The 21,522-nt window shown below is 59.3% G+C and carries 25 protein-coding genes and 1 pseudogene; 11 read left to right on the forward strand and 15 right to left on the reverse strand.

The annotated features are described in order from the left end of the window. Positions 1-6: 6 nt before the first annotated feature. Positions 7-1,797 carry an ATP-binding protein gene (locus AC07W4_RS11545; protein WP_495032493.1) on the reverse strand — a complete coding sequence of 597 codons (1,791 nt, stop codon included), beginning with the start codon at positions 1,795-1,797 and terminating at the stop codon, positions 7-9. 10 nt (positions 1,798-1,807) lie between these two features. Then, a complete protein-coding gene (gene algB, locus AC07W4_RS11550; RefSeq protein WP_495032494.1) occupies positions 1,808-3,154 on the reverse strand; it encodes a sigma-54-dependent response regulator transcription factor AlgB in 1,347 nt (448 codons plus the stop codon). A 438-nt stretch (positions 3,155-3,592) separates the two neighbouring features. On the opposite strand from algB, the gene AC07W4_RS11555 reads away from it, so the two are divergent. The 5 genes from AC07W4_RS11555 (at position 3,593) to AC07W4_RS11575 (ending at position 7,749) form a co-directional block, all read left to right on the forward strand. Beyond that, positions 3,593-3,880 carry a hypothetical protein gene (locus AC07W4_RS11555; RefSeq protein WP_495032495.1) on the forward strand — a complete coding sequence of 96 codons (288 nt, stop codon included), beginning with the start codon at positions 3,593-3,595 and terminating at the stop codon, positions 3,878-3,880. Between the two features lie 71 nt (positions 3,881-3,951). After that, positions 3,952-4,116, forward strand: a complete 165-nt coding sequence (locus AC07W4_RS11560) for a DUF1328 domain-containing protein (protein ID WP_003177151.1) — start codon at positions 3,952-3,954, stop codon at positions 4,114-4,116. A gap of 248 nt (positions 4,117-4,364) precedes the next feature. Further along, positions 4,365-4,670 carry a hypothetical protein gene (locus tag AC07W4_RS11565; RefSeq protein WP_495032496.1) on the forward strand — a complete coding sequence of 102 codons (306 nt, stop codon included), beginning with the start codon at positions 4,365-4,367 and terminating at the stop codon, positions 4,668-4,670. Positions 4,671-4,955: 285 nt separating this feature from the next. Continuing rightward, the gene (gene gltP, locus AC07W4_RS11570) at positions 4,956-6,287 is read left to right on the forward strand and encodes a glutamate/aspartate:proton symporter GltP (protein WP_008045855.1); all 1,332 of its coding nucleotides are present in this window, start codon (positions 4,956-4,958) and stop codon (positions 6,285-6,287) included. Between the two features lie 232 nt (positions 6,288-6,519). Then, positions 6,520-7,749 (forward strand): nucleoside recognition domain-containing protein, encoded by a 1,230-nt coding sequence (locus AC07W4_RS11575; protein ID WP_277533341.1) that lies wholly within the window; start codon positions 6,520-6,522, stop codon positions 7,747-7,749. Here the strand turns inward: AC07W4_RS11575 and AC07W4_RS11580 are convergent. After that, entirely contained in the window at positions 7,731-8,828 is a 1,098-nt protein-coding gene (locus tag AC07W4_RS11580) for an aminopeptidase (RefSeq protein ID WP_495032497.1), read from the reverse strand. The genes AC07W4_RS11575 and AC07W4_RS11580 overlap by 19 nt on opposite strands. Positions 8,829-8,887: 59 nt before the next feature. Here AC07W4_RS11580 and AC07W4_RS11585 point away from each other — a divergent pair, with 59 nt between their 5' ends. Beyond that, positions 8,888-9,310, forward strand: a complete 423-nt coding sequence (locus AC07W4_RS11585) for a PA0061/PA0062 family lipoprotein (RefSeq protein ID WP_495032498.1) — start codon at positions 8,888-8,890, stop codon at positions 9,308-9,310. A gap of 40 nt (positions 9,311-9,350) precedes the next feature. Then, positions 9,351-9,770: a PA0061/PA0062 family lipoprotein gene (locus AC07W4_RS11590; protein WP_008045862.1), complete on the forward strand. Its 420-nt coding sequence runs from the start codon at positions 9,351-9,353 to the stop codon at positions 9,768-9,770. A gap of 4 nt (positions 9,771-9,774) precedes the next feature. On the opposite strand, the gene AC07W4_RS11595 is transcribed toward AC07W4_RS11590, so the two are convergent. After that, the gene (locus AC07W4_RS11595; RefSeq protein ID WP_495032499.1) at positions 9,775-10,008 is read right to left on the reverse strand and encodes a DUF1161 domain-containing protein; all 234 of its coding nucleotides are present in this window, start codon (positions 10,006-10,008) and stop codon (positions 9,775-9,777) included. Positions 10,009-10,190: 182 nt separating this feature from the next. Next, a pseudogene (locus AC07W4_RS11600) lies at positions 10,191-10,292 on the reverse strand (OsmC family peroxiredoxin); the annotation flags it as partial. Positions 10,293-10,490: 198 nt separating this feature from the next. Between AC07W4_RS11600 and AC07W4_RS11605 the strand changes: the two are divergent. Then, the gene (locus AC07W4_RS11605; protein ID WP_008045867.1) at positions 10,491-11,492 is read left to right on the forward strand and encodes an LLM class flavin-dependent oxidoreductase; all 1,002 of its coding nucleotides are present in this window, start codon (positions 10,491-10,493) and stop codon (positions 11,490-11,492) included. 68 nt (positions 11,493-11,560) lie between these two features. Here the strand turns inward: AC07W4_RS11605 and AC07W4_RS11610 are convergent, their stop codons facing one another. Both AC07W4_RS11610 and AC07W4_RS11615 read right to left on the reverse strand, forming a co-directional pair. Beyond that, entirely contained in the window at positions 11,561-11,782 is a 222-nt protein-coding gene (locus tag AC07W4_RS11610) for a DUF1161 domain-containing protein (protein WP_008045869.1), read from the reverse strand. A 121-nt stretch (positions 11,783-11,903) separates the two neighbouring features. After that, positions 11,904-12,119: a dodecin gene (locus tag AC07W4_RS11615; RefSeq protein WP_008045871.1), complete on the reverse strand. Its 216-nt coding sequence runs from the start codon at positions 12,117-12,119 to the stop codon at positions 11,904-11,906. A gap of 157 nt (positions 12,120-12,276) precedes the next feature. Between AC07W4_RS11615 and AC07W4_RS11620 the strand changes: the two genes are divergently transcribed. Further along, positions 12,277-12,600 (forward strand): ElaB/YgaM/YqjD family protein, encoded by a 324-nt coding sequence (locus AC07W4_RS11620; RefSeq protein ID WP_495032500.1) that lies wholly within the window; start codon positions 12,277-12,279, stop codon positions 12,598-12,600. On the opposite strand, the gene AC07W4_RS11625 is transcribed toward AC07W4_RS11620, so the two are convergent. Continuing rightward, the gene (locus AC07W4_RS11625) at positions 12,597-13,490 is read right to left on the reverse strand and encodes a LysR family transcriptional regulator (RefSeq protein ID WP_495032501.1); all 894 of its coding nucleotides are present in this window, start codon (positions 13,488-13,490) and stop codon (positions 12,597-12,599) included. The two genes, AC07W4_RS11620 and AC07W4_RS11625, sit on opposite strands and share 4 nt — an antisense overlap. Before the next feature lie 124 nt (positions 13,491-13,614). Here AC07W4_RS11625 and trpB point away from each other — a divergent pair, with 124 nt between their 5' ends. Beyond that, entirely contained in the window at positions 13,615-14,850 is a 1,236-nt protein-coding gene (gene trpB, locus AC07W4_RS11630) for a tryptophan synthase subunit beta (RefSeq protein WP_008045877.1), read from the forward strand. After that, the gene (gene trpA, locus AC07W4_RS11635) at positions 14,850-15,662 is read left to right on the forward strand and encodes a tryptophan synthase subunit alpha (RefSeq protein ID WP_008045880.1); all 813 of its coding nucleotides are present in this window, start codon (positions 14,850-14,852) and stop codon (positions 15,660-15,662) included. The genes trpB and trpA overlap by 1 nt, the downstream gene beginning before the upstream one ends. Before the next feature lie 63 nt (positions 15,663-15,725). Here trpA and AC07W4_RS11640 read toward each other — a convergent pair whose 3' ends face one another. The 7 genes from AC07W4_RS11640 to scpC form a co-directional block, all read right to left on the reverse strand. Next, a complete protein-coding gene (locus AC07W4_RS11640; protein ID WP_495032502.1) occupies positions 15,726-17,687 on the reverse strand; it encodes a DUF7844 domain-containing protein in 1,962 nt (653 codons plus the stop codon). Next, positions 17,684-18,004, reverse strand: coding sequence for a DUF2388 domain-containing protein (locus AC07W4_RS11645; protein WP_057712574.1), 321 nt, complete (start codon positions 18,002-18,004; stop codon positions 17,684-17,686). Before AC07W4_RS11645 ends, AC07W4_RS11640 begins: the two co-directional genes overlap by 4 nt. Before the next feature lie 28 nt (positions 18,005-18,032). Continuing rightward, a complete protein-coding gene (locus AC07W4_RS11650; protein ID WP_495032503.1) occupies positions 18,033-18,350 on the reverse strand; it encodes a DUF2388 domain-containing protein in 318 nt (105 codons plus the stop codon). A gap of 107 nt (positions 18,351-18,457) precedes the next feature. After that, a complete protein-coding gene (locus AC07W4_RS11655) occupies positions 18,458-18,778 on the reverse strand; it encodes a DUF2388 domain-containing protein (RefSeq protein WP_495032504.1) in 321 nt (106 codons plus the stop codon). Positions 18,779-18,923: 145 nt separating this feature from the next. After that, the gene (locus AC07W4_RS11660; RefSeq protein ID WP_495032507.1) at positions 18,924-19,064 is read right to left on the reverse strand and encodes a DUF1127 domain-containing protein; all 141 of its coding nucleotides are present in this window, start codon (positions 19,062-19,064) and stop codon (positions 18,924-18,926) included. Between the two features lie 326 nt (positions 19,065-19,390). Continuing rightward, positions 19,391-19,606, reverse strand: a complete 216-nt coding sequence (locus AC07W4_RS11665; RefSeq protein WP_008018491.1) for a DUF1127 domain-containing protein — start codon at positions 19,604-19,606, stop codon at positions 19,391-19,393. Between the two features lie 319 nt (positions 19,607-19,925). Continuing rightward, positions 19,926-21,419, reverse strand: a complete 1,494-nt coding sequence (gene scpC / locus AC07W4_RS11670; protein WP_057397410.1) for a succinyl-CoA:acetate CoA-transferase ScpC — start codon at positions 21,417-21,419, stop codon at positions 19,926-19,928. Between the last annotated feature and the right edge of the window lie 103 nt (positions 21,420-21,522).

Below are 21,522 nucleotides of genomic sequence, written 5' to 3' on the forward strand. Positions count from 1 at the left end.
GGTGACCTAAACGGTCAGCGTCATATAGAACTGAGTACCCTGCCCCGGCCGAGAATAGACGCCTATCCGCCCGCCATGCAATTGCACGATTTCCTTGCACAAGGCCAGTCCGAGCCCGGCCCCGCCTTTCTTTCGTCCAACCTGCACGAAGGGCTCGAAGATCCGCCCCTGCTGACCATAGGCAATACCTTCACCGTTGTCCTCGACACTGATGATGACCCGGTTGCCGTGGCGCCTGGCTTGCAGGCGTATCCGCCCGCCGGAACCGGTGTGACGCAAGGCGTTGTCGAGCAAGTTGTCGAGTACCCGGTCCAGTTGTGGCGGGTCGGCCTGCAACCGCGGCAAAGGTCCCTGCACTTCCACCAGCAGATTGATCTCCTTTTCTTCGGCCGCCGTGGCAAAGCGTGACTGTGCCTGTTCCAGCAGCGCCTCGATGGAACACGGAGCCAGGGTGAGTTTCTGCAAACCGTTCTGGTAACGGGAGAAATTCAGCAGGTCATTGATCAACTGCATCAGTCGCTGCATCTCTTCATTCACTGTATCGAGCAGGTCGGCTTCCCGGGAGTCCGGAGCAAAGTGCGCGCGCTCACGGAACAATCCGAAGGCCATGTGCATGCCGGTGACTGGTGTGCGCAATTCATGGGATGCACGCAATACAAATTCGCTGCGTACCCGTTCGAAGGCTCGTTGCTCCGTAACGTCATGCAGCACCATCACGGCACCCAGGATATGGCCCTGGGTATGGCTGACCGGAGTCAGGCTGTAGGTCAGCAGTCGAGACTCTCCATCGACTTCGACACTCAAGTCTTCCGGTGCCCGCTCCAGCGTACCGCCGCGCAGCACCAGCTGCAGCTGTTCATCGAGCTCGGGGCGCTCCAGCGCCGTGCCCAACCCCTGACCCAGTCGATCGGACTCCCAGCCCAACTGACGCTGGGCCACAGGGTTAAGGTGTTCCAGATGGCCCTGACGGTCGATCATCAGCAGTCCGTCGTCGATGCTGTCGAGCACGGCCTGCAAACGCTGCTGACCGGCCAGCAGCTCATCGACGTTGGTGGCCTGATGTTCACGCAGCGCCTGGGCCATGATCCCGAAACGCCGAGTCAGCTGGTTCAGTTCCACCGCCGAAGAGATCGGCAAGGTGACATCGAAATTGCCCAGACCGATATTGTCCGCCGCATTGGCCAAGGCCTCGATGGGCTCCCCGAAACGCCGGGCGATGGCCTGGGCAGTCACGAAGCCGATGATCAGCACCGCCAGCCCCACCAGGCCAAGCAACCCGGCAATCAGCAGTGCCTGCGCCCGGGCCTGGCGCTCGGTATTGCTGATGTTGTCCAGCGCGCGCTTGTGCTCGGCAATCAGGCCATTGCGTAGCGCGTTGAATTTTTCCGTCAGGTTGTTGTGGCTGCTGAGCACGTTCGACGTGGCCGGGGAGGCTTCATAAGCCTGGATAAAGCTCTCGTAGTCGGCCTTGGCTTTTCTGAAGCCGTGCTCGCTTCCGGTTTCTGCCGGCTCCTGGGCGATGCCTTCCTCCAGCAGTTCGAAGTAATGCTGCTTCGAGGCGGCGAAAGCGGCGGAGTCAGGCGCCTCGCTGAGCATGATGATCAGTTGATCACCCAGGGTTTGACGCAGCTTGAGCCCCAGGTCCAGGGTGATGAAGTTACTGCGCAACTGTGTTTCCTGGCTACCGGCCATCTGCATTACGCTGACCAGCCCGAGCAAGAGCCCGAGCAACGCGACGGTGATCAGTGCGGAGATGCTCAGGAAAAGCCGGGTCCGCAATTTCAGCGCCAGTTTCATCGGCTGATGCTCACAAGTTGTACTGCTTGCGTTTGCGGTACAGCGTCGAGGCGTCGATGCCCAGGGTTTTCGCCGCTTGATCCAGGGTGTCGGCGGTGGCGAGGACCGCGCCGATGTGGGCCTTTTCCAGCTCCTCCAGGCTCAACGCCGCGCCGATGTGCGGTGCATTGTTGGCCGAGGCTTCAGTCATGCCCAGATGACTGATCTCGACCCGTTCCTGCGGACAGATGATGCTCGCCCGCTCGATCACGTTGCGCAGTTCACGGATGTTGCCCGGCCAGCGATAGCCCAGCAGGGCTTCCCGGGCCTCGTCGCTCAACGCGCGCGCGGGACGGGCATACTCCTTGACGAAGCGCGCCAGGAAACGGTCGGCCAGGTTGAGAATATCTTCGCGGCGTTCGCGTAGCGGTGGCAGGTGCAAGGTAATGACATTCAGGCGATAGAGCAGGTCTTCACGGAAGCGACCGTCGCGCACCATGTCCTCAAGGATGAGGTTGGTGGCCGCAAGGATGCGCACATCGGCACGGCGGGTCACCGGATCACCGACGCGCTCATATTCCTTGTCCTGAATAAAACGCAGCAACTTCGGCTGCAATGCCAGGGGAAAGTCGCCGATCTCGTCGAGAAACAGCGTTCCGCCATCGGCCTGGTTGACTCGCCCCAAGGTACTTTCGCTGGCGCCGGTGAAGGCGCCGCGGCTGTGGCCGAAGAGTTCGCTTTCCATGAGCTCGGCGGTCAGCGACGGGCAGTTGATCGTGATGCAGGATTTCTTCGAGCGTTTGCTCCAACCGTGAATGGCTTGGGACAGTTCGCCCTTGCCGGTACCGGACTCACCCAGAATCAGGATATTGGCATCGGTCGTGGCAACCTGGCGGGCGGTTTCGAGTACCACTTTCATGGCCGGGCTGTGGGAGTCCAGACCATCCTTGGGCTTGCGCACCTCGCCTTCCAGGGCTTCCAGTCGCGCCGACAGTTGCCGCACTTCCAGTTGCTTGGCGGTTGCCAGCCGCAATTGATCGGGGCTGCACGGTTTGACCAGATAATCGGCGGCGCCGGCCTGAATCGCGTCCACCGCCGTGTCGACGGCCGAGTGGGCAGTGACGATCACCACCCGCATCCAGGGCGCCTGGATACGCATCTGGGCCAGCACATCGAGGCCGTTGTCTTCACCCAGACGCAAGTCGAGGAAGCACAGGTCGAAGACCTGCCGCTGCAACAAGGCTTCAGCCTGCGCGGCGCTGGTGGCGGTGGCTACGTTGTAGCCTTCGTCTTCGAGGCAGTAACGGAAAGTACGCAGGATGGCGGACTCATCATCCACCAGCAGAATGCGGCCTTGATGCTCAGTCGCGGATTCCATTTTCCTACGCTCCTTAATGAATGATCTTAATTTAGTCCCGGAGAAGTCGGGCAAGTTGCATGATTGATTCTGAGCCTTTCCTGTCATGGCAGGGTAGCTCTCATCCGATGTATCGGTTAGCCACCTGATTTTGCGGGTCTTTTGATTGATACCCGGTCTTTGCCAGCGGCCAGCGTGAATTTCTGACCTGCGCACCCTCCTCTCAATTCAAAAAATTTACGCCTTCATTCAAACCCATCGTGCAATACGCACGACGGCGCAGGTGGCATCGTGCAGGATGCGCACGGAGTGATTTCTTTGATGGTCATAAGATATTGATATTTAAGGCAATTAATTCGAATGGGAACTGGCATGCGCTCTGCAATTGTCTGGTTAACCAGGGCACCCAAAAACAAGCGCCCGCTATCGAATACCGACCCCAGTGGTAGGAGCTCCAGGATGAACCGTCAACGTGCCGCCCACCTGTACCTCTGGCCTGTGCATATCCAGCAAGGACTGTTTGCTGTGCTGGCGCTGTTGATCACCCTGATCGGCGGCCAGCAGTTTCTGCGCTGGGAGCAGAGCCAGCAGCCGGAAGCGCCACGCCTGTCGATTCCGCATCCGACCCAAACCCATTTCAGCGCTGTCAGCAGCGGTCAGGCCGATAGCTCCCCGATGCGCATGATGGATGTCGACCAGGCCGGGCCTGTGGGTGAGATACGTCATCCGGAGCGTTGGGTGTTCTAGGCAAAACTTCCGCCGCACCCCATGCGCCGGGAAACGCAGCACCTCTAAACAGAAGCGTAAGGAGAATCACCATGTTGAGCTGGGCAATCACATTCCTGATCATCGCCATCATCGCCGCTGTACTGGGCTTCGGTGGTATCGCGGGCACCGCCACGGGTATCGCCAAGATTCTGTTTGTCGTGTTCCTGGTGATGTTCATTGCCTCCTTTTTCTTTGGCCGTCGCGGTCGAGGCTGATATGAGAGGGTTGTTCAAGACACTGGCAGCCGCCCTGCTGTTGGGCGGTAGTGCCATGGCATGCGGGCTGGCGTGTCCCCGTCATGCCTGACCTGCGCATGCAGGGTTTGTTGACAGGACAGAATTTGTACACGAAGGAGGCCACAGCGCCTCTTTCCATCTGCGCCACCTGAGGAAGGCCGGCGCATGACCAAGGGGGCGGGACGTTCTGCCTGTTTCAGGGGCGGAGTGACCTACGGGTACAGGGAGTGCCTGCGCAAGGGCCGGGTCAGGAAAAGCTGCTGCGCAAGTTCGTCGGACCGCCAAGGCTCGACGGGCTTGCGAAGGGCTTGATCACGCAACACATTGAAATAGAGCGCTCGTCCCGTTTCATCACTGTTTTCTCGTCCTTGTCCTTGTTACGTCGAAAAATACTTTTCCCGGTGTTTCACCCGCGACCGTATATCGAGAAAAATCATCTTTCTTTGGCCGCAATTTTTCCCTTCGTCCTGTGGGATTTTGCTGAAAAATCAACGCTCGGCCACTGCTCAAAAAACATTCAATCTGCTCTGTGATGGCCGGTTCACGGCACTTATGCCTGCCGAAATGTCGTATTCGAACCGGTTGGGACGTGCGTTTCGCTAAAAAAACCTCATGCCGATTCGGCATGGGGTAGGCGTTTACGGCATTAGACGGCGCTCCCTTGCATCGGAATAGTTGCGCCTTTTTTCGCCTGCCAGAGAGCTGCAAACACGAGCTTCGGGGCACCTTATACGGGGGGTAGATGCACTGGACTTTTTCGCCATAAGCGTTCCAGTTCGCGCATCTCTCTGAGTCAAACAACAAGTAAGGGTAAAGATATGAAGAAGGCAAAGCTTAGCCTCGCCTGGCAGATCCTCATCGGTCTGGTATTGGGGATTGCAATCGGTGCGCTGCTCAACCATTTCAGTGCCGAAAAAGCCTGGTGGATCAGCAACGTCCTGCAACCGGCAGGCGATATCTTTATCCGTCTGATCAAGATGATCGTGATCCCGATCGTCATTTCCTCTTTGATCGTCGGCATTGCCGGCGTCGGTGACGCCAAGAAGCTGGGGCGCATCGGCTTCAAGACCATCATCTACTTCGAGATCGTCACCACCATCGCCATCGTGGTCGGTCTGCTGCTGGCCAACCTGTTCCATCCGGGTACCGGCATCGACATGAGCACCCTGGGTACTGTGGACATTTCCAAGTACCAGGCAACGGCGGCCGAGGTCCAGCATGAACACGCGTTCATCCAGACCATCCTCAACCTGATCCCGTCGAACATCTTTGCGGCCATGGTTCGCGGCGAAATGCTGCCGATCATCTTCTTCTCTGTGTTGTTCGGTCTCGGTTTGTCGAGCCTGCAGGCGGACCTGCGCGAGCCGCTGGTGAAGATGTTCCAGGGCGTATCGGAAAGCATGTTCAAGGTCACTCACATGATCATGAACTATGCCCCGATCGGCGTGTTCGCATTGATCGCGGTGACTGTGGCTAACTTCGGCTTCGCGTCGCTGATACCGCTGGCCAAACTGGTGATCCTGGTTTACGTCGCCATCGCCTTCTTCGCTTTCGTGATCCTGGGCCTGATCGCTCGCCTGTTCGGCTTCTCGGTGATCAAGCTGATGCGCATCTTCAAAGATGAGCTGGTACTGGCCTACTCCACCGCCAGCTCCGAAACCGTGCTGCCGCGCGTGATCGAGAAGATGGAAGCCTACGGCGCGCCGAAAGCCATTTGCAGCTTCGTGGTGCCGACCGGTTACTCGTTCAACCTCGACGGTTCGACCCTGTACCAAAGCATCGCGGCTATCTTCATTGCCCAGCTGTATGGCATCGACCTGTCGATCAGCCAGCAACTGCTGCTGGTGCTGACGTTGATGGTCACCTCCAAAGGCATCGCCGGCGTGCCGGGCGTGTCCTTCGTGGTACTGCTGGCCACCCTGGGCAGCGTCGGTATTCCTCTGGAAGGCCTGGCGTTCATTGCCGGTGTCGACCGGGTCATGGACATGGCCCGTACCGCACTGAACGTGATCGGCAACGCCTTGGCTGTTCTGGTTATCGCTCGTTGGGAAGGCATGTACGACGACGCCAAGGGCCAGCGCTACTGGAACTCCCTGCCGCACTGGCGCAGCAAGGAAAAACTGCCGGCGGGTGAAATTTCCAAGGGCTGATGCAATACCCCTTGTGGGAGCGGCGGTGCGGCGATCCGACTTGCTCGCGAAGGCGTCATGTCAGCCAGTTCAATGCTCAATGACACACCGCTTTCGCGAGCAATCGAGCGTCGACCGGCTGCTCCCACAGTGATCTACGAAAGCCACACCAGACAAACCCCGGAGAAATCCGGGGTTTGTCGTTTCTGGCTACCCCGCTATCATTCGCGGATCTTTTGGGGGGATTTGACTGATGCTCAATGGCCTGTGGCTTGGCTTCTTCATCGTGGCAGCCGTATCGGCGCTGGCCCAGTGGCTGATTGGCGGTAACGCCGGGATATTCGCGGCGATGGTGGAAAGCATTTTTGCCATGGCCAAGCTGTCGGTCGAAGTCATGGTGCTGCTGTTTGGCACCCTGACCCTCTGGCTGGGTTTTCTGCGCATTGCCGAGAAAGCCGGCATCGTCGAATGGCTGGCCAAGGCCCTGGGGCCACTGTTCTTGCGCCTGATGCCCGAAGTCCCGCCGGGTCATCCGGCCATCGGCCTGATCACCCTGAACTTCGCCGCCAATGGCCTGGGGCTGGACAACGCCGCCACACCGATCGGCCTCAAGGCCATGAAAGCGCTGCAAGAACTCAATCCCAGCGATACCGTCGCCAGCAACGCACAGATCCTGTTCCTGGTGCTCAACGCTTCCTCGCTGACCCTGCTGCCGGTGACGATCTTCATGTATCGCGCCCAGCAAGGCGCGCCTGACCCGACGCTGGTGTTCCTGCCGATCCTGCTGGCGACCAGTTGCTCGACCATTGTCGGCTTCCTGTCGGTGGCGTTCATGCAGCGCCTGCGCATCTGGGACCCCGTGGTGCTGGCCTACCTCATCCCTGGCTCCCTCGCCCTCGGCGGTTTCATGGCGTTGCTGGCGACCCTTTCGGCGACCGCGCTGGCTGGCCTGTCGTCGATCCTCGGCAACCTGACGCTGTTTGGCCTGATCATGCTGTTTTTGCTGATCGGTGCGCTGCGTAAAGTGAAGGTTTACGAGGCCTTCGTCGAAGGCGCCAAAGAGGGTTTCGACGTCGCCAAGAACTTGCTGCCCTACCTGGTGGCAATGCTCTGCGCGGTGGGTGTTCTGCGGGCATCCGGGGCGCTGGACTTCGGTCTGGACGGGATTCGTCATCTGGTGGCGTGGGCCGGTTGGGACACGCGTTTCGTCGATGCGCTGCCGACGGCGATGGTCAAACCCTTCTCGGGTAGCGCCGCCCGGGCGATGCTGATTGAAACCATGAAGACCTCGGGCGTGGACAGCTTCCCGGCGCTGGTGGCGGCAACGATCCAGGGCAGTACCGAGACGACCTTCTATGTCCTGGCCGTCTACTTCGGCGCCGTGGGCATCCAGCGCGCACGCCATGCCGTCGGTTGTGCGCTGTTGGCCGAGCTTGCCGGGGTGCTGGGTGCGATCGGGGTTTGCTACTGGTTCTTTGGTTGATCGGCTCCGTCAGCCAAAGCCTTCAGCGCGGCCTTGCGCTCGTCCGTCGGCAAGGCGCCAAGCTTTTCCACGGCGGCGTAAAATTTAAGCCAGTCGCCATTCTCCTGATGAAACAGCGCGGCAAATGCCGGCACCCATTGGTCGTACAAGCCAAACGGCAATAGCCGGGCGTTGTTCATGGGGGCATAGATCCAGGCGTCGTAGCGTTTGTCTGCGGCCCACTGACTGTCGCGCAATTGCCGGTATTCGCTGCGCAAGCGCTCGAATTCGGCTGCCTTGCGCTGGCGCATTTGTTCGGTTGGCAACGGCAAGGTGTAGAGCTTTTCCAGGCGGGTGCGGGTCTTGAGTACCAACTCAGTGAACTGTTCGCGCTGATGTGCCTGCGCATTGTTATCCGCTGGCAGGTGGCGGTAGGCGCGCCATTGGCGAGTACCTTCCTGCTCGACGAAGGTGGCGAAGGATTCGTTGAACTCCGTGTCGTCCTTCACATAGACGCGTTGATGGGCCAATTCGTGAAAGATCAGCGTGGCCAGTCGCTCATCCCCCCAGCCCATCATCGAACTGATGATCGGGTCGTTGAACCAGCCGAGTGTCGAATAGGCCTCGACGCCGCCAATCGACACGTCCATGCCCTGCAAGCGTTGCAAAGCCGCTGCGCCACGGGCTGCACTCTGGCTGTAGTAACCGCGATAGGCCACGCAACCGGCGATGGGGAAGCAGTGGTTTACGGGCTTGAGGGAAAACTCCGGCGTGGCGAAGACATTCCAGACGACGAAGGGACGCCCAATGTCCGCGTACAGGCGGTAACTCTGGTTTTCCGGCAGGTGCAATTGCTGGCTGGCGAAGGTTCTGGCCTTTTGGGATTGCTCCAGGTGTGTACGCAGTTTTTGATCTCGCGCCGGGTCGGCAATCACGCTGGAAACAGGCTCCCTGGCCTGCAGCAACTGCATTTGGCCGCTGGCCAGTTGGCTGTAATAGCTGGCGCTGGTGCAGCCGTTGAGCAACAAAAACAACAGGCCCGGAAACAAAACGCGAAAAACGCGATCAAGTAACCCAAGGCTAGGAAGCGGCCTGATCACAATAATTCTTCCTTGGAGAGTCTTTCCGCAAGACTATCCCGCCAGACTGGAGCTCCGCTATGCGCATGTTGATTCTGACAGGAGGCCTGCTGATGCTGGCCGGCTGTGCTGGTTTCGGAATACCCCGCCATGATCCTGCGCAAGCCTGGATCGACCTGGACTCGAAGCAAGAAGATACGTCGCTGCAGGCGCTGGAGGTCGATGACAAGAGCACCGACGATAAACGCTATTTCCAGGTTCATCCCGGTAGCCATGAGTTGACGGTCCGCTACCAATTCGCGGTCCAGCCCACCAATATCGGCCCAGACGCCGAGCCGTTGTGGCGCGATTGTCAGTTGAACGTGAAATTCAGCGACTTCAACGCGGGTGAGCGTTATCAGCTACAGGCGGGGAACATCGGCTTTCGGCCTTGGGCGAAGCTCTACGATCAGCAGCGAAAAGTGATTGGCCAGGGCACGCCGGCAGGCTGTCAACACACCTGATCGGCGTTATGCTGGATGCATATCCCTTGGGACATCCATCATGCGCAGGTTGATGCTATTACTCGCCGTCAGTGTCGTCGCGGGTTGCCAAAGCCCGATGCCGACACCTGATCCAAAAATGGCCTGGGTCGATTTCTCGACGCCCTTCCCTAACGACAAGTTGTTGATGGCCGAACGACTGGATAAACAACGTCTGCGCGACGGGCGTTTTTTCGAGGTCACGCCAGGCAGCCATGAACTGATCGTGCGTTTCGACTTTGAAGTACCTGGTGGCGGATTGGGCATGATGAGCGGCCCTTCGGAACGGCTGTGCTACCTGACCATCAATTACGATCATTTCGAAGCCGGTCAGCGTTATGTGCTCGAGGGCCGCTCCATCGCATTTACCCCCGGCGCCAGGCTGTACAACGCCAAGCGCGAGATCGTTGCTGAAGACCGGGAGTCCTACTGCCTGATGTGAGCGGTCAGCGGTCGTTCTTCTGGTAGATGATTTTTTTGGTGCCGTTTTCGCACGAGCCAACGACCATGTTCTGGTCGTGTACCTCGTCGTTGGTGACGATTTCTAGCGTGTAGGAAGTGACGCCACTGGCCTGGATCTTGGCTTCGATCTCGGCCTTGAGTTCTTCGCAGGGTTTCGGTGCCGCCAGGGCCGAAGTGGCCAGTGCGCAACAGATAGCCGCCAGGGTAAAACGTTTCATGGTTGAAGCTCCTTTGAGGCAGCCCGCACAATCGTGGGTTTTCGCTGCTGTCATTTATTCGACCACAGTTTTAGTGGGCAAGTCTGTCGCGACAAAAAAAAGATCGCAGTCTTGAGCACCTTTTCCGAATGATCCCGGCAGGTTGCACAAGTCTGCGATCTTTTGTTTTCAACGAAAATCCAGCCGACCAACGTTACCTCCAGGCTGATCTTCGCATTCAGCACTTTGGACACCTGAGAGCCCGCATTGGCGTTGTTGCTGAGCTCTTCGAACGGCGACTTCGTGTTTTTCGCTCGCCAGGGTTGTGAGGATAGACGGCGGGGCAAAGTTCATCTCGTCCGGTCAATCCGCTTTTTTCGCGGGATTTTTTACCGGGCTATTGAAACTCGGGTATATGCCCTCATTGCATGAACACGCTTTTGGATTCGGCAGGTTTGCGTTCGCAAGAACAAACCTGCGCCCTCAATTGGAGAAGCAGGTTTATGAAACGACTGTCCGATATCAAGTTCTCGACCCTCGATCTGGTGCCGGTGCGCGAGAACGGCAGCGCGGCCCAGTCGCTGCGCAACTCGCTGGACCTGGCGCAGCATGTCGAAAAGTTCGGTTACAACCGCTTCTGGGTGGCTGAGCACCACAACATGGATGGCATCGCCAGTTCCGCGACGTCGGTGCTGCTCGGTTACCTGGCCGGTGGCACGTCGACCATTCGAGTCGGTTCGGGCGGGGTGATGTTGCCCAACCACGCACCGTTGGTGATCGCCGAACAGTTCGGCACCCTGGAAAGCCTTTATCCGGGCCGGATCGATCTGGGCCTGGGGCGCGCGCCCGGTTCCGACCAGATGACCGCACGTGCGCTGCGCCGAGAGCGCTCCGGCAGCGCCGACGATTTTCCGGAAGATGTGGCGGAACTGGTGCGCTACCTCGGGCCACGTACCCCGGACCAACGCATCATCGCGATGCCGGGAACCGGGACCAATGTGCCGGTCTGGTTGTTGGGATCGAGCCTGTTCAGCGCACAGTTGGCGGGTGAGCGCGGTTTGCCCTACGCCTTCGCCTCGCATTTCGCACCGCGCTACATGCATGAAGCGATTCGGGTCTACCGCAATCACTTCAAGCCGTCAGCCGTTTTGGACAAGCCCTACGTGATGCTCGGCGTGCCATTGGTGGCAGCCGATACCGACGAGCAGGCCGATTATCTGGCGACCTCGGTGTTCCAGCGGATTCTCGCCCTGATGCGTGGCCAAAGCCTGGTACAGCGTCCGCCGGTGAAGACCATGGACGGCCTGTGGCTGCCCCATGAGAAAGACGCCGTGCACGATTTCCTTGGCCTGGCCATGATCGGCAGCCCGCAGAAAATCCGTGCCAAACTCGAGGTCCTGATCGAACAGACCCAGGCTGACGAGCTGATTTTCACCTGTGACCTGTATGAACATGCCGATCGCGTGCATTCCTACGAACTGCTGGCGCAGGTCATGCGGGGCTGATACTCAAACGGCAGGCATAAAAAAGCCGGCGCCAGGGCGTCGGCTTTTTCATTCGGGCGAGAATCGGCCTACTTTTTATAGACGATCACTTTGGCGCCCGCTTCGCATTTTCCAACGACTTTCCCGCCGGCAGCGGCACCTTTATCGACAATCTCCAGCGAGTATCCGGAAACGCCCTTGGCATCAAGTTTCGCTGCGATTTCGGCTTTCAGCTCTTCGCATGGCTTGCCGCCCGCCAATGCGCTCCCCGCAAGGCTCAACAAACCTACCGCTAACATAAACTTCTTCATCGGTTGCATTCCCTGGTCGGATCATAAGGGTAACCAGCCGTCAGCCGGACGCACTCATGTAGTGCTTTGCCATTCCCTATGGCATTCGACCGGCGTGCAAGTTCAGAAGACTAGCCCAAAGTCAGCTGCTGGCAATCCGGAACCCGACTTTCAAGGTCACCTGAAAGTGTGCAGCCTTGCCGTCCCTGATATGTCCACGGGTCTCGGTCACTTCAAACCATTCCATGTACTTGATGCTTTTGCTGGCTTCGGCCAGCGCGTTGTTGATCGCATCTTCGATACTGCTGGTGGACGAGCCGATCAGCTCGACTTTCTTGTAGGTGTGATGGTCAGACATGGCGTTCTCCTCGGCGTGTGAATTACAGACTAGCAGTGATTTTTCCTATTTCTTCTGTTAGCCGTTCTGAGGGTGAAGTTCAGATTTTCTGCACTTTCTCGACCCCGTGAAGTCCCAACCCACACACGCCACTCATCACCAATGCAGGAGAGCCACCATGGCCAGCAACTCGTTACGCAAAACCTCATTGCAAAGCATGGAAGCCGAGATCGAGAGTCTGCTCAAGTCTTTGGAAAGCCTGAAGGACGACGCCTCGGACGAGTCGCGTAAAACCCTCAAGACTCTGAAAAGCAACGCCGAGAACGCCTTGAAGCATTCGCGCCATCTGCTTGCCGATGCGTATGAAGAGGTCAAGGTCAAAACCCGTGAAACCGGGATTGCCACCCGGGACTACGCCCAGGAACACCCCTGGACGACAGCCGGTGTCGCCGTCGGCGCATTGGGCCTGCTGGCGGCTTATCTGTTGTGCAAGCGTGATTAATCCGCTCGACGCAGCTCGTTCTTGAGCCACTGCGCCAATTGCCGGGCGCGCCCGTCCGCGGCGCGCTTGGGTAGCCACAACGCCAGTTGCGCCGGGGTTTCACTGAAGCCCCAGGGCGCAACCAGGCGCCCGGCCTTCAAGTCCTCCGTCACCAAGGGTTCGGGGGCAATCGCCACGCCCAGACCCGCGACGGCGGCTTCCAGCAAGTAATACAAATGTTCAAATCCCTGACCGTATTTCAGCGCCCTGGGGTCGAGCCCCCGTGGTTGCGCCCAGTTTGGCCAGGCTTGCGGGCGTGAGGTGGTGTGCAATAAGGGCTCGTCCAGGAGCGCGGTCTCCGGTGCCTGCTTGAGCCGCTCATAGCCGACGAACCGAGGGCTCATGACCGGGCCGATACGTTCGCTGGCCAACTCAAAAACCTGCATGTCCGCCGGCCAGGGTGGTTCGGCAAATACCAGCAAGGCATCCAGCCCCGGTCTGCGCGGATCCAGATCGCCTTCTCCGGCCGACAGGTGCAGGCGCAGGTCCGGCAGGTCGGCATTGAGTCGCCCCAATCGCGGGATAAACCAGCGCGCCAGCAGGCTTCCCGAGCAACCGAGCACGAATGGTGCATCGGCTGTGCTTTGTGTGAGTTCGGCGCATACGCTGCGCAGACGCTCGAAGGCTTCACTGCTGGCGTCACGCAGTCGCAACCCGGCATCTGTGAGTTTCAGGCCGCGACCGTCCTTGATGAACAGGCTTACGCCGAGGTGTTCTTCAAGCGCCTTGAGCTGCCGGCTGACCGCGCCGTGGGTGACGTGCAGCTGTTCGGCGGCCTGACTGACGCTATTCAAGCGGGCAGTGGCTTCGAAGGCGCGAAGCGCGTTCAGCGGAGGAAGGTCATGGCTCATGTGATCTGTGAGTTTTCCTGACAGGTTGTGGCGATCTTATCGGTTTTCAGGTCGAGGCGTCAGGGGTAGAGTGAAGCCCACTATCTCTTTATGCATCACTTCACGCATTCAACTGGAGCGCCCCATGACCCAGACTAATCTGCGCAACGGCCCTGATGCCAACGGCCTGTTTGGCGCGTTCGGCGGCCGCTACGTTGCCGAAACCCTGATGCCGTTGATCCTCGACCTGGCCCGCGAATATGAGTTGGCCAAGGAAGATCCTGCATTCAAGGAGGAACTGGCCTACTTCCAGCGCGACTATGTCGGACGCCCAAGCCCACTGTACTTCGCCGAGCGTCTGACCGAGTTCTGCGGCGGCGCGAAGATCTACCTCAAGCGTGAAGAGCTGAACCACACCGGGGCGCACAAGATCAACAACTGCATCGGCCAGATCCTGCTGGCGCGGCGCATGGGCAAGAAGCGCATCATCGCCGAGACCGGCGCCGGCATGCACGGTGTGGCCACCGCCACCGTCGCTGCGCGTTTCGGTCTGGATTGTGTGATCTACATGGGCACCACTGACATCGAGCGTCAGCAGGCCAACGTGTTTCGCATGAAGCTGCTGGGTGCCGAAGTGATCCCGGTGGTAGCCGGTACCGGCACGTTGAAAGACGCGATGAACGAAGCCCTGCGTGACTGGGTCACCAACGTCGACAGCACCTTCTACCTGATCGGCACTGTGGCCGGTCCGCACCCTTACCCGGCAATGGTTCGCGACTTCCAGGCCGTGATCGGCAAGGAAACCCGCGAGCAACTGCAAGCCCAGGAAGGCCGCCTGCCGGACAGCCTGGTGGCGTGCATCGGCGGTGGTTCCAACGCCATGGGCCTGTTTCACCCGTTCCTGGACGACAAGAGTGTCGAGATCATCGGCGTTGAAGCCGCCGGTTACGGCATCGAGACCGGCAAGCATGCGGCCAGTCTGAATGGCGGCGTTCCAGGCGTCCTGCACGGCAATCGTACTTTCCTGCTGCAGGACGACGATGGTCAGATCATCGACGCCCACTCGATCTCCGCTGGCCTGGACTACCCGGGCATCGGCCCGGAACACGCCTGGTTGCATGACATCGGCCGCGTCCAGTACACCTCGGTGACCGACGACGAAGCCCTCGCTGCATTCCACCAGTGCTGCCGCCTGGAAGGGATCATCCCTGCCCTGGAAAGCGCCCATGCCCTGGCTGAAGTATTCAAGCGCGCACCGACCTTGCCAAAAGATCACCTGATGGTGGTCAACCTGTCCGGCCGTGGCGACAAAGACATGCAGACCGTGATGCACCACATGGAACACTCTCAACAAGAGCAATCGAAGCAGGAGAAACACTGATGAGCCGCCTGCAAACGCGTTTTGCCGAACTCAAGGAACAGAACCGCGCCGCCCTGGTAACCTTCGTGACTGCCGGCGACCCGGGCTATGACACCTCCCTGGCTATCCTCAAAGGCTTGCCGGCGGCTGGCGCTGACGTGATCGAGCTGGGCATGCCCTTCACCGACCCGATGGCTGACGGCCCGGCAATCCAGCTCGCCAACATCCGTGCGCTGGGAGCCAAGCAGAATCTGGCGAAAACCCTGCAAATGGTTCGCGAGTTCCGCCAGGACAACAACGAAACGCCTTTGGTGCTGATGGGGTACTTCAACCCGATCCACATGTACGGTGTACCGCGTTTCATTGCCGAAGCCAAGGAGGCCGGCGTTGACGGCCTGATCGTGGTCGACCTGCCACCTGAACATAACGGCGAGCTCTGCGACCCGGCGCAGGCTGCGGGCCTGGACTTCATTCGCCTGACTACGCCAACCACCGACGATGTGCGCCTGCCGACCGTTCTGAACGGCAGCTCCGGCTTCGTCTACTACGTCTCGGTGGCCGGTGTGACTGGCGCCGGCGCTGCCACGCTGGAACACGTCGAGGAAGCGGTCGCCCGTCTGCGCCGCCATACCGACCTGCCGATCAGCATCGGTTTCGGTATCCGGACTCCAGAACAGGCGGCGTCCATCGCGCGTCTGGCCGACGGTGTTGTGGTGGGCTCGGCGTTGATCGATCACATCGCCAATGCCACCTCCCCGGAACAAGCCGTGGATGGCGTGCTGAGTCTGTGCTCGGCGTTGGCTGAAGGCGTGCGTAAGGCTCGCATCAGCTGAAGGTAAAGCTCCTGAACGCTGTAAACCTTGTGGGAGCAAGCTCGCTCCCACAAGGTTGCGATATCAAGGCAACTCTATCCCGCCTGATGCCTTGTGCAGTTTGCGCAGGTGCTCACCAATCTGCTTCACGTTAGCCTCGTTGGCGGCCATTTCGGCGGCGCGGCTCGGTTCAAGCAAGGCTCTCACTTCCTTGTCCAGATCCCCGGACAGCGCCAGGAGCTGCTTCTGGCGCTGGCTGCTTTCCGCTTCCAGATGCTCCCACTCGCTTGATTGCGGCAAGCCATAACCGTTGGTGCCCAGCAGTTCCGCCGGCCGGCTGAGGAAACCACTGTTGGCGAGAATGTCCTTAAGCGTCTCGTTGGCCTTGTCCATGCCGCCATTCTTCAGTTCTCTGGCACCCAGATAACGCTGCTTCACTTCATCCTGGGCCAGCAGCAACTGCTGACGGAAACTGGCCTGTTCCAATAGCAGTAACGCCGCGCTGGTGCGCAAGTCGGCCTGCTCGAACCATTGCCGACGCTGCGCGGCTTTCAAGTCCAGCCAGTCTTCGACGGTTTCCTGTTTGATCGGCAAGTGCTTTTTCAGGATCTCGAACATCGCCTGATAGCGCTCGCGGAAGGAGTCGAAACGATAACCCAGGCGCAAGGCTTCTCGTGGATCGTCCAGCACGCTGGTGTCCGCCAGTCCGCGGCCTTTCAGCACTTCCAGCAAGCCGTTGGGCATGATGTTGTCGAGTCCCACCAATTGCGGGTTGTTGGTGCCGCCGCGCAGTAATTTCAGCTCTTCTACCGCGCAGTTGTTCGACAGGAAGAAGTAGTTGCCGTCGTAGCTCCAGTGCATCTCGGCGGCACGTCCGACCACGTCTTCAATCTCTCTGCGCGACAGGTTCAGGGGCACGGAGGCCAGGCTTCGCAGTTCGGTCTTGGTGTATTCGTCGATGACCTGGGACAGCGGCAGGATAAACAGCCGCGATGGGTATTTACCGACCAGGCCATCCCAGCTCGACAGCTGTACGTCGCCAACGAAAGCGCGGTACGACAGCACCAGATGCTGGTCCAGATCCAATCGGCAATCCGGTCCGCGTGGGCGGCCCGGCGCGCAGATCACCAGGCGCAACATGCTGTGGCCCCAGCGGCTGAACAGGTTCTGGTTGGCCTCGGCCAGCAGATAGTCAACGGCATAGACCCGCTCCGGATCGACCTGGCCCAATGGTGTCTTGGCGAAGTCGTTGCCGGCATTGAGGAACGCGAAGGTCTTGCTGCAGGTGTCTTTGGCGGCGGGCGCCCAGCCGAAATGCTCCTTGTAGTAGCGGTACAGCGCGGGGCGGCGGCAGGCGTAGCTCGGGTCGAGGAGGAAATACTCCATGTTGACCGCGACGAATTCCTTTGGACTGCTGGTCTCGTAGATGTCCGGGCTGCGGGCAATCTGGCGATTGTGCTGTTCGCGTTCACCGCGACGGCCTACGTATTGCTGCCAGCCGGCGAGGTCGAGCAGGCGCGGATCGTCACTGAGGGTAAAACGCCGATCGGATTGGCCCCGGCATTGGTCGGGAATGCCAACCAGCCCTGAGCTGTTGTTGCGCTGGGTGCAGCGCTGAATCAGCTTGCGCTCGGCATCCGGCCACAGGCGTGAGCGATCGTAGATGTGAGTCAGCTCGTGCAACACCGTGGCCAGCATTTCCCGGCGCACGGTGCCATGGGGGCGATGGGTTTTCTTGCTCGCGGCGCTGCCATCGGTGAGGCCGGCCAGCAGGTTGCGGTTCAGATCGAGTTCGGACACCAGAGTGGCCTGACCGTAGGCATTTCTCGGCATGTCATCGGTCCAGCCGACGACGATGCGTCGATCGAGTTGCTCGATAAAGCGTGGCGGCAACGCCTGCATGGCTTCATCGAGCAACGCCTGGCTGGCTTGCTTTTGCGCGGGCGTCAGACCTTCGGTCTTGAGTTGTAACTGAAGGCCTGCGTGGGCCGTGTTGCCGAGCAGCAACACGGCCCCGGCCAGCAGCCAGGCGCGTGGACGCTTCACAGTGCGAGGATGGCTTCGGCGAGATCCTGGTCGCTGGCGTCACGAGCTTCCGGCACACGGGTGCGCAGCAAATCGAAGGCGGACTCCAGGTGAGCGCCGCGAATGTCGCCATTGCTGGCAACGAAACTGGCGGCATCGTCCTGGGCTTCGCGCACGATTTTCGAATCGCGAATGGACGTGGTGGTGTCGGAGGTGAAATCGAGGGTGCGCTGGGTAGCGCGGATCAGGATGTTACTGGTGGCAACCAGAGTATGTGCCTGGGCCACATCGGCCAAGAGCAGCAGGCCTAAGGTGGCAGCAATCAGCGGGTTACGCATGGAACGAACTCCAGAAAAGCAGGGATAACTATTGGACGAGAATTGCTTGTGCCAGTTCAAGGTCGCTGGCATGAAGTTTTGCCTGGGTCTGGCGCAGATACCGAAGGGCCGACTCCAGTCGTGCGCCTCTCAGTTGGCCGTCGCTGGCAATGAATGCCGCGGCGTCATCATGGGCAGCGAGCAGCAGTTTATGGTCGAAGGGGGCGCAGGTCACCAAACTTGTGGCGTAACCGCTGGCAACGATGCCTTGGGTGGACAGGTTAAAGGCGTCATAAGCGTCGGCCGATCCGCAGTAACCAAGGGTAAGAAAGACTGGAGCGATCAAGAAACCTGAAGGGAAACGCATGAGACTCGACAGTTGAACGTGACTCCCAAGCCTAGCGCAAGGCCCGATCTAGAGCCAGCACCGAAACATCGGGGCACGCCGGGCGTGCCCCATGCCTGTACGGTCGGTTAGATCGTCAGGATCGCTTGCGCCAGTTGTGCATCGCTTGCGTTCAGCTGTGGAGCCTGGTGGCGAATGTGGTCGAGTGCGCTTTCCAGCTTCACTCCGCGGATGGAACCTTCGCTGGCGACAAAGCTGGCAGCGTCGTCACGGGCCGCGAGGACGATCTTGTCATCCTTGAACGACGACGAGACGACATCGGTGGTCGCATCGGACGTGGCTTTGAGCGCGTTGACTACAGCATCGGTGGTCACGATGAAGCTGGAGGCTTGGGCACCGGCAGCCACGGCAAACAGGGCCGCGGCGCTAAGCAGGCGAAGACGGGACATGGGGTAACTCCTTTTGGTAGACCATTTGAAATATGGCGCAGTGTCTGCAAAGTCAGACGCCAGGCACTCGGCGTTCGCCACGTTCTGAAGTGATATTAGGCCTGTATGTGTCGGTTCGAACAGTCCTGACCCCGTACGCAGGAAGTCAGCGCCAGAACGGTTTATCCAGTTCATTGCTGCGGTCGGCGTGGCTGATGCCCAGATCCGATAGCTGGCGATCATCGAGTTGAGCCAGCAAACGTCGCGTTCTCGCCCTTTCCAGGCCAGCGCAGAGCTCCTTCAGCAGCCCTCGAAGCCTCTGCTGGCAAGGTCTCGATTGAACCGAAGGAATGGAAAATCCTGTACGTTCTTCATGGCACGGTCCCTGTCCTGATAAGTGGAGAGCTCCATGCTGACACCCACCGAATATCCACTACAGACACAAAGTAACGATATTGTACTCATGCAGTTTGTTGATTTAGCAAACTGTACTGGTGATCAGGTTTCTCTTCTGTAAGACCGGGTTTGCCAGGCCAAAACGACAAAACCCGTCGTGGTTGCCCACGACGGGTTTTGTTTTTTCAATTCGGGTTGCTGGCGGTGGACCTTGAGGTCAGGGCCAGCGACGCTAACTTAGCGCCAGAACGGCTTGCTCAGCTCTTCGTAGCGTTGTGCTTCGCTAATACCGGCGTCAGCCAGCAGACGCGAATCCAGACGAGCCAGTTGATGGCGGCTGGTGATGCGGCGCTGCCACAGCATCAGGTTGGCGATAACGCGCAGAGGCAGGGAAGCCTGGGTTTTTGCAGCAGTGTCTTCGAAGAACAGTTCGGAACTGAGTGTACGTTCCATGGTTGACATCCTTCCGCTTATGGCGGGATTAGGTAGTGGTTTAACTGGTGCCCATGATCCTCTCGTTTGCCTAGTCTCTGTAGATACAGTTCATCTGTATTGTGAGAGCTCAGTTAACTGTTTATAGGGGGTGTACTGGTCTAAATTGAGGCAACTGTACCTGTCTGCACTGTAGTGGTGCAAAACTGCTGTTTTGGTCTGGCAAGGTAGGAGTTTTCCTAGGGAAATGACCAGTACAGCAGTACAGTTTTTTTCATGCTCCGAAGAGGCAAGGGCAAGCTGACGAAACTGTGTTTGCGCCAGCTGCTATCTGTACCAATTACTTCTTCAGCATTTGCCCGGTTTCTTCCAGGTTGATGTGCCAGCTCAGGGCGTCACGCAGGATGTGTGGGGTGTGCCCGCCGATGGCGCACGCGGCGGTGAAGTAATCGTTCAGCGCCTGGCGGTAATCCGGGTGCACGCATTTGTCGATGATGACCCGGGCGCGCTCCCGGGGCGCCAGGCCACGCAAGTCTGCCAGGCCCACTTCGGTCACGAGGATGTCGACGTCATGTTCAGTGTGGTCGACATGGCTGACCATCGGCACCACGCTGGAGATCGCACCGCCCTTGGCGATCGATTTGGTCACGAACACAGACAGGTGCGCGTTGCGCGCAAAGTCGCCCGAGCCGCCGATGCCGTTCATCATCCGCGTGCCGCAGACGTGAGTGGAGTTGACGTTGCCGTAGATGTCGAACTCCAGTGCCGTGTTGATGCCGATGATGCCAAGGCGGCGCACGACTTCAGGGTGGTTGGAGATCTCCTGCGGGCGCAGAACCAGTTTGTCCTTGTAGCGCTCCAGATTGCCGAACACGTCGGCATTGCGCCGGCTCGACAAGGTGATCGAACTGCCCGAGGCAAAACTCAGCTTGCCCGCGTCGATCAGGTCGAAGGTCGAGTCCTGCAGCACCTCGGAATACATCGTCAGGTCTTCGAACGGAGAGTCGATCAGGCCACACATCACCGAGTTGGCGATGGTGCCGATACCGGCTTGTAGCGGGCCGAGCCTGTTGGTCATGCGCCCGGCTGCCACTTCCTGTTTGAAGAAGTCGATCAGGTGGTCGGCAATGGCCTGGGTCTCGGCGTCCGGTGCCAGCACAGTGGAGGGCGAGTCAGCCTGGTTGGTGACCACGATGGCGACGATTTTTTCCGCTGGAATCGGGATGGCGGTGCTGCCAATGCGATCGTCGACCTTGACCAGCGGAATCGGCGTACGGGTCGGACGGTAGGTCGGAATATAGATGTCGTGCAGACCTTCGAGATTCGGGTTGTGTGCCATGTTGATCTCGACGATCACGTGCTTGGCGAAAATCGCGAAGCTGGCCGAGTTGCCGACCGAGGTGGTTGGTACGATATGCCCTTGCTCGGTGATCGCAACGGCTTCAATAACGGCAATGTCCGGCAGCTTCAATTGCTGGTTGCGCAATTGCTCCACGGTTTCCGACAAGTGCTGGTCGATGAACATGACCTCGCCGGCATTGATCGCCTTGCGCAGGGTGCTGTCGACCTGAAACGGCATGCGTCGCGACAACACGCCGGCTTCGGTCAGCTGCTTGTCGAGGTCGTTGCCCAGGCTTGCGCCGGTCATCAGGCTGATCTTCAGCGGCGTGACCTTGGCGCGTTCGGCCAGCGCCTGGGGGACGGCCTTGGCTTCGCCGGCGCGAGTAAAGCCACTCATGCCGACGGTCATGCCGTCCTCAATCAGAGCGGCAGCGTCGGCGGCACTCATCACTTTGTCCAACAACGAAGGCAGGCGAATACGGTCACGGTACATGGATTGTTATCTCGGGCAACAGGTAGCAGGATGTGCAGTCTAGTGAATTGCGCCGACTTCTGTCCCGCTACCAAGGTCGCAATCGAGGCGTCTATTCCGGGCC

The sequence above is a fragment of the Pseudomonas sp. GW821-FHT02A08 genome, assembly GCF_059422045.1.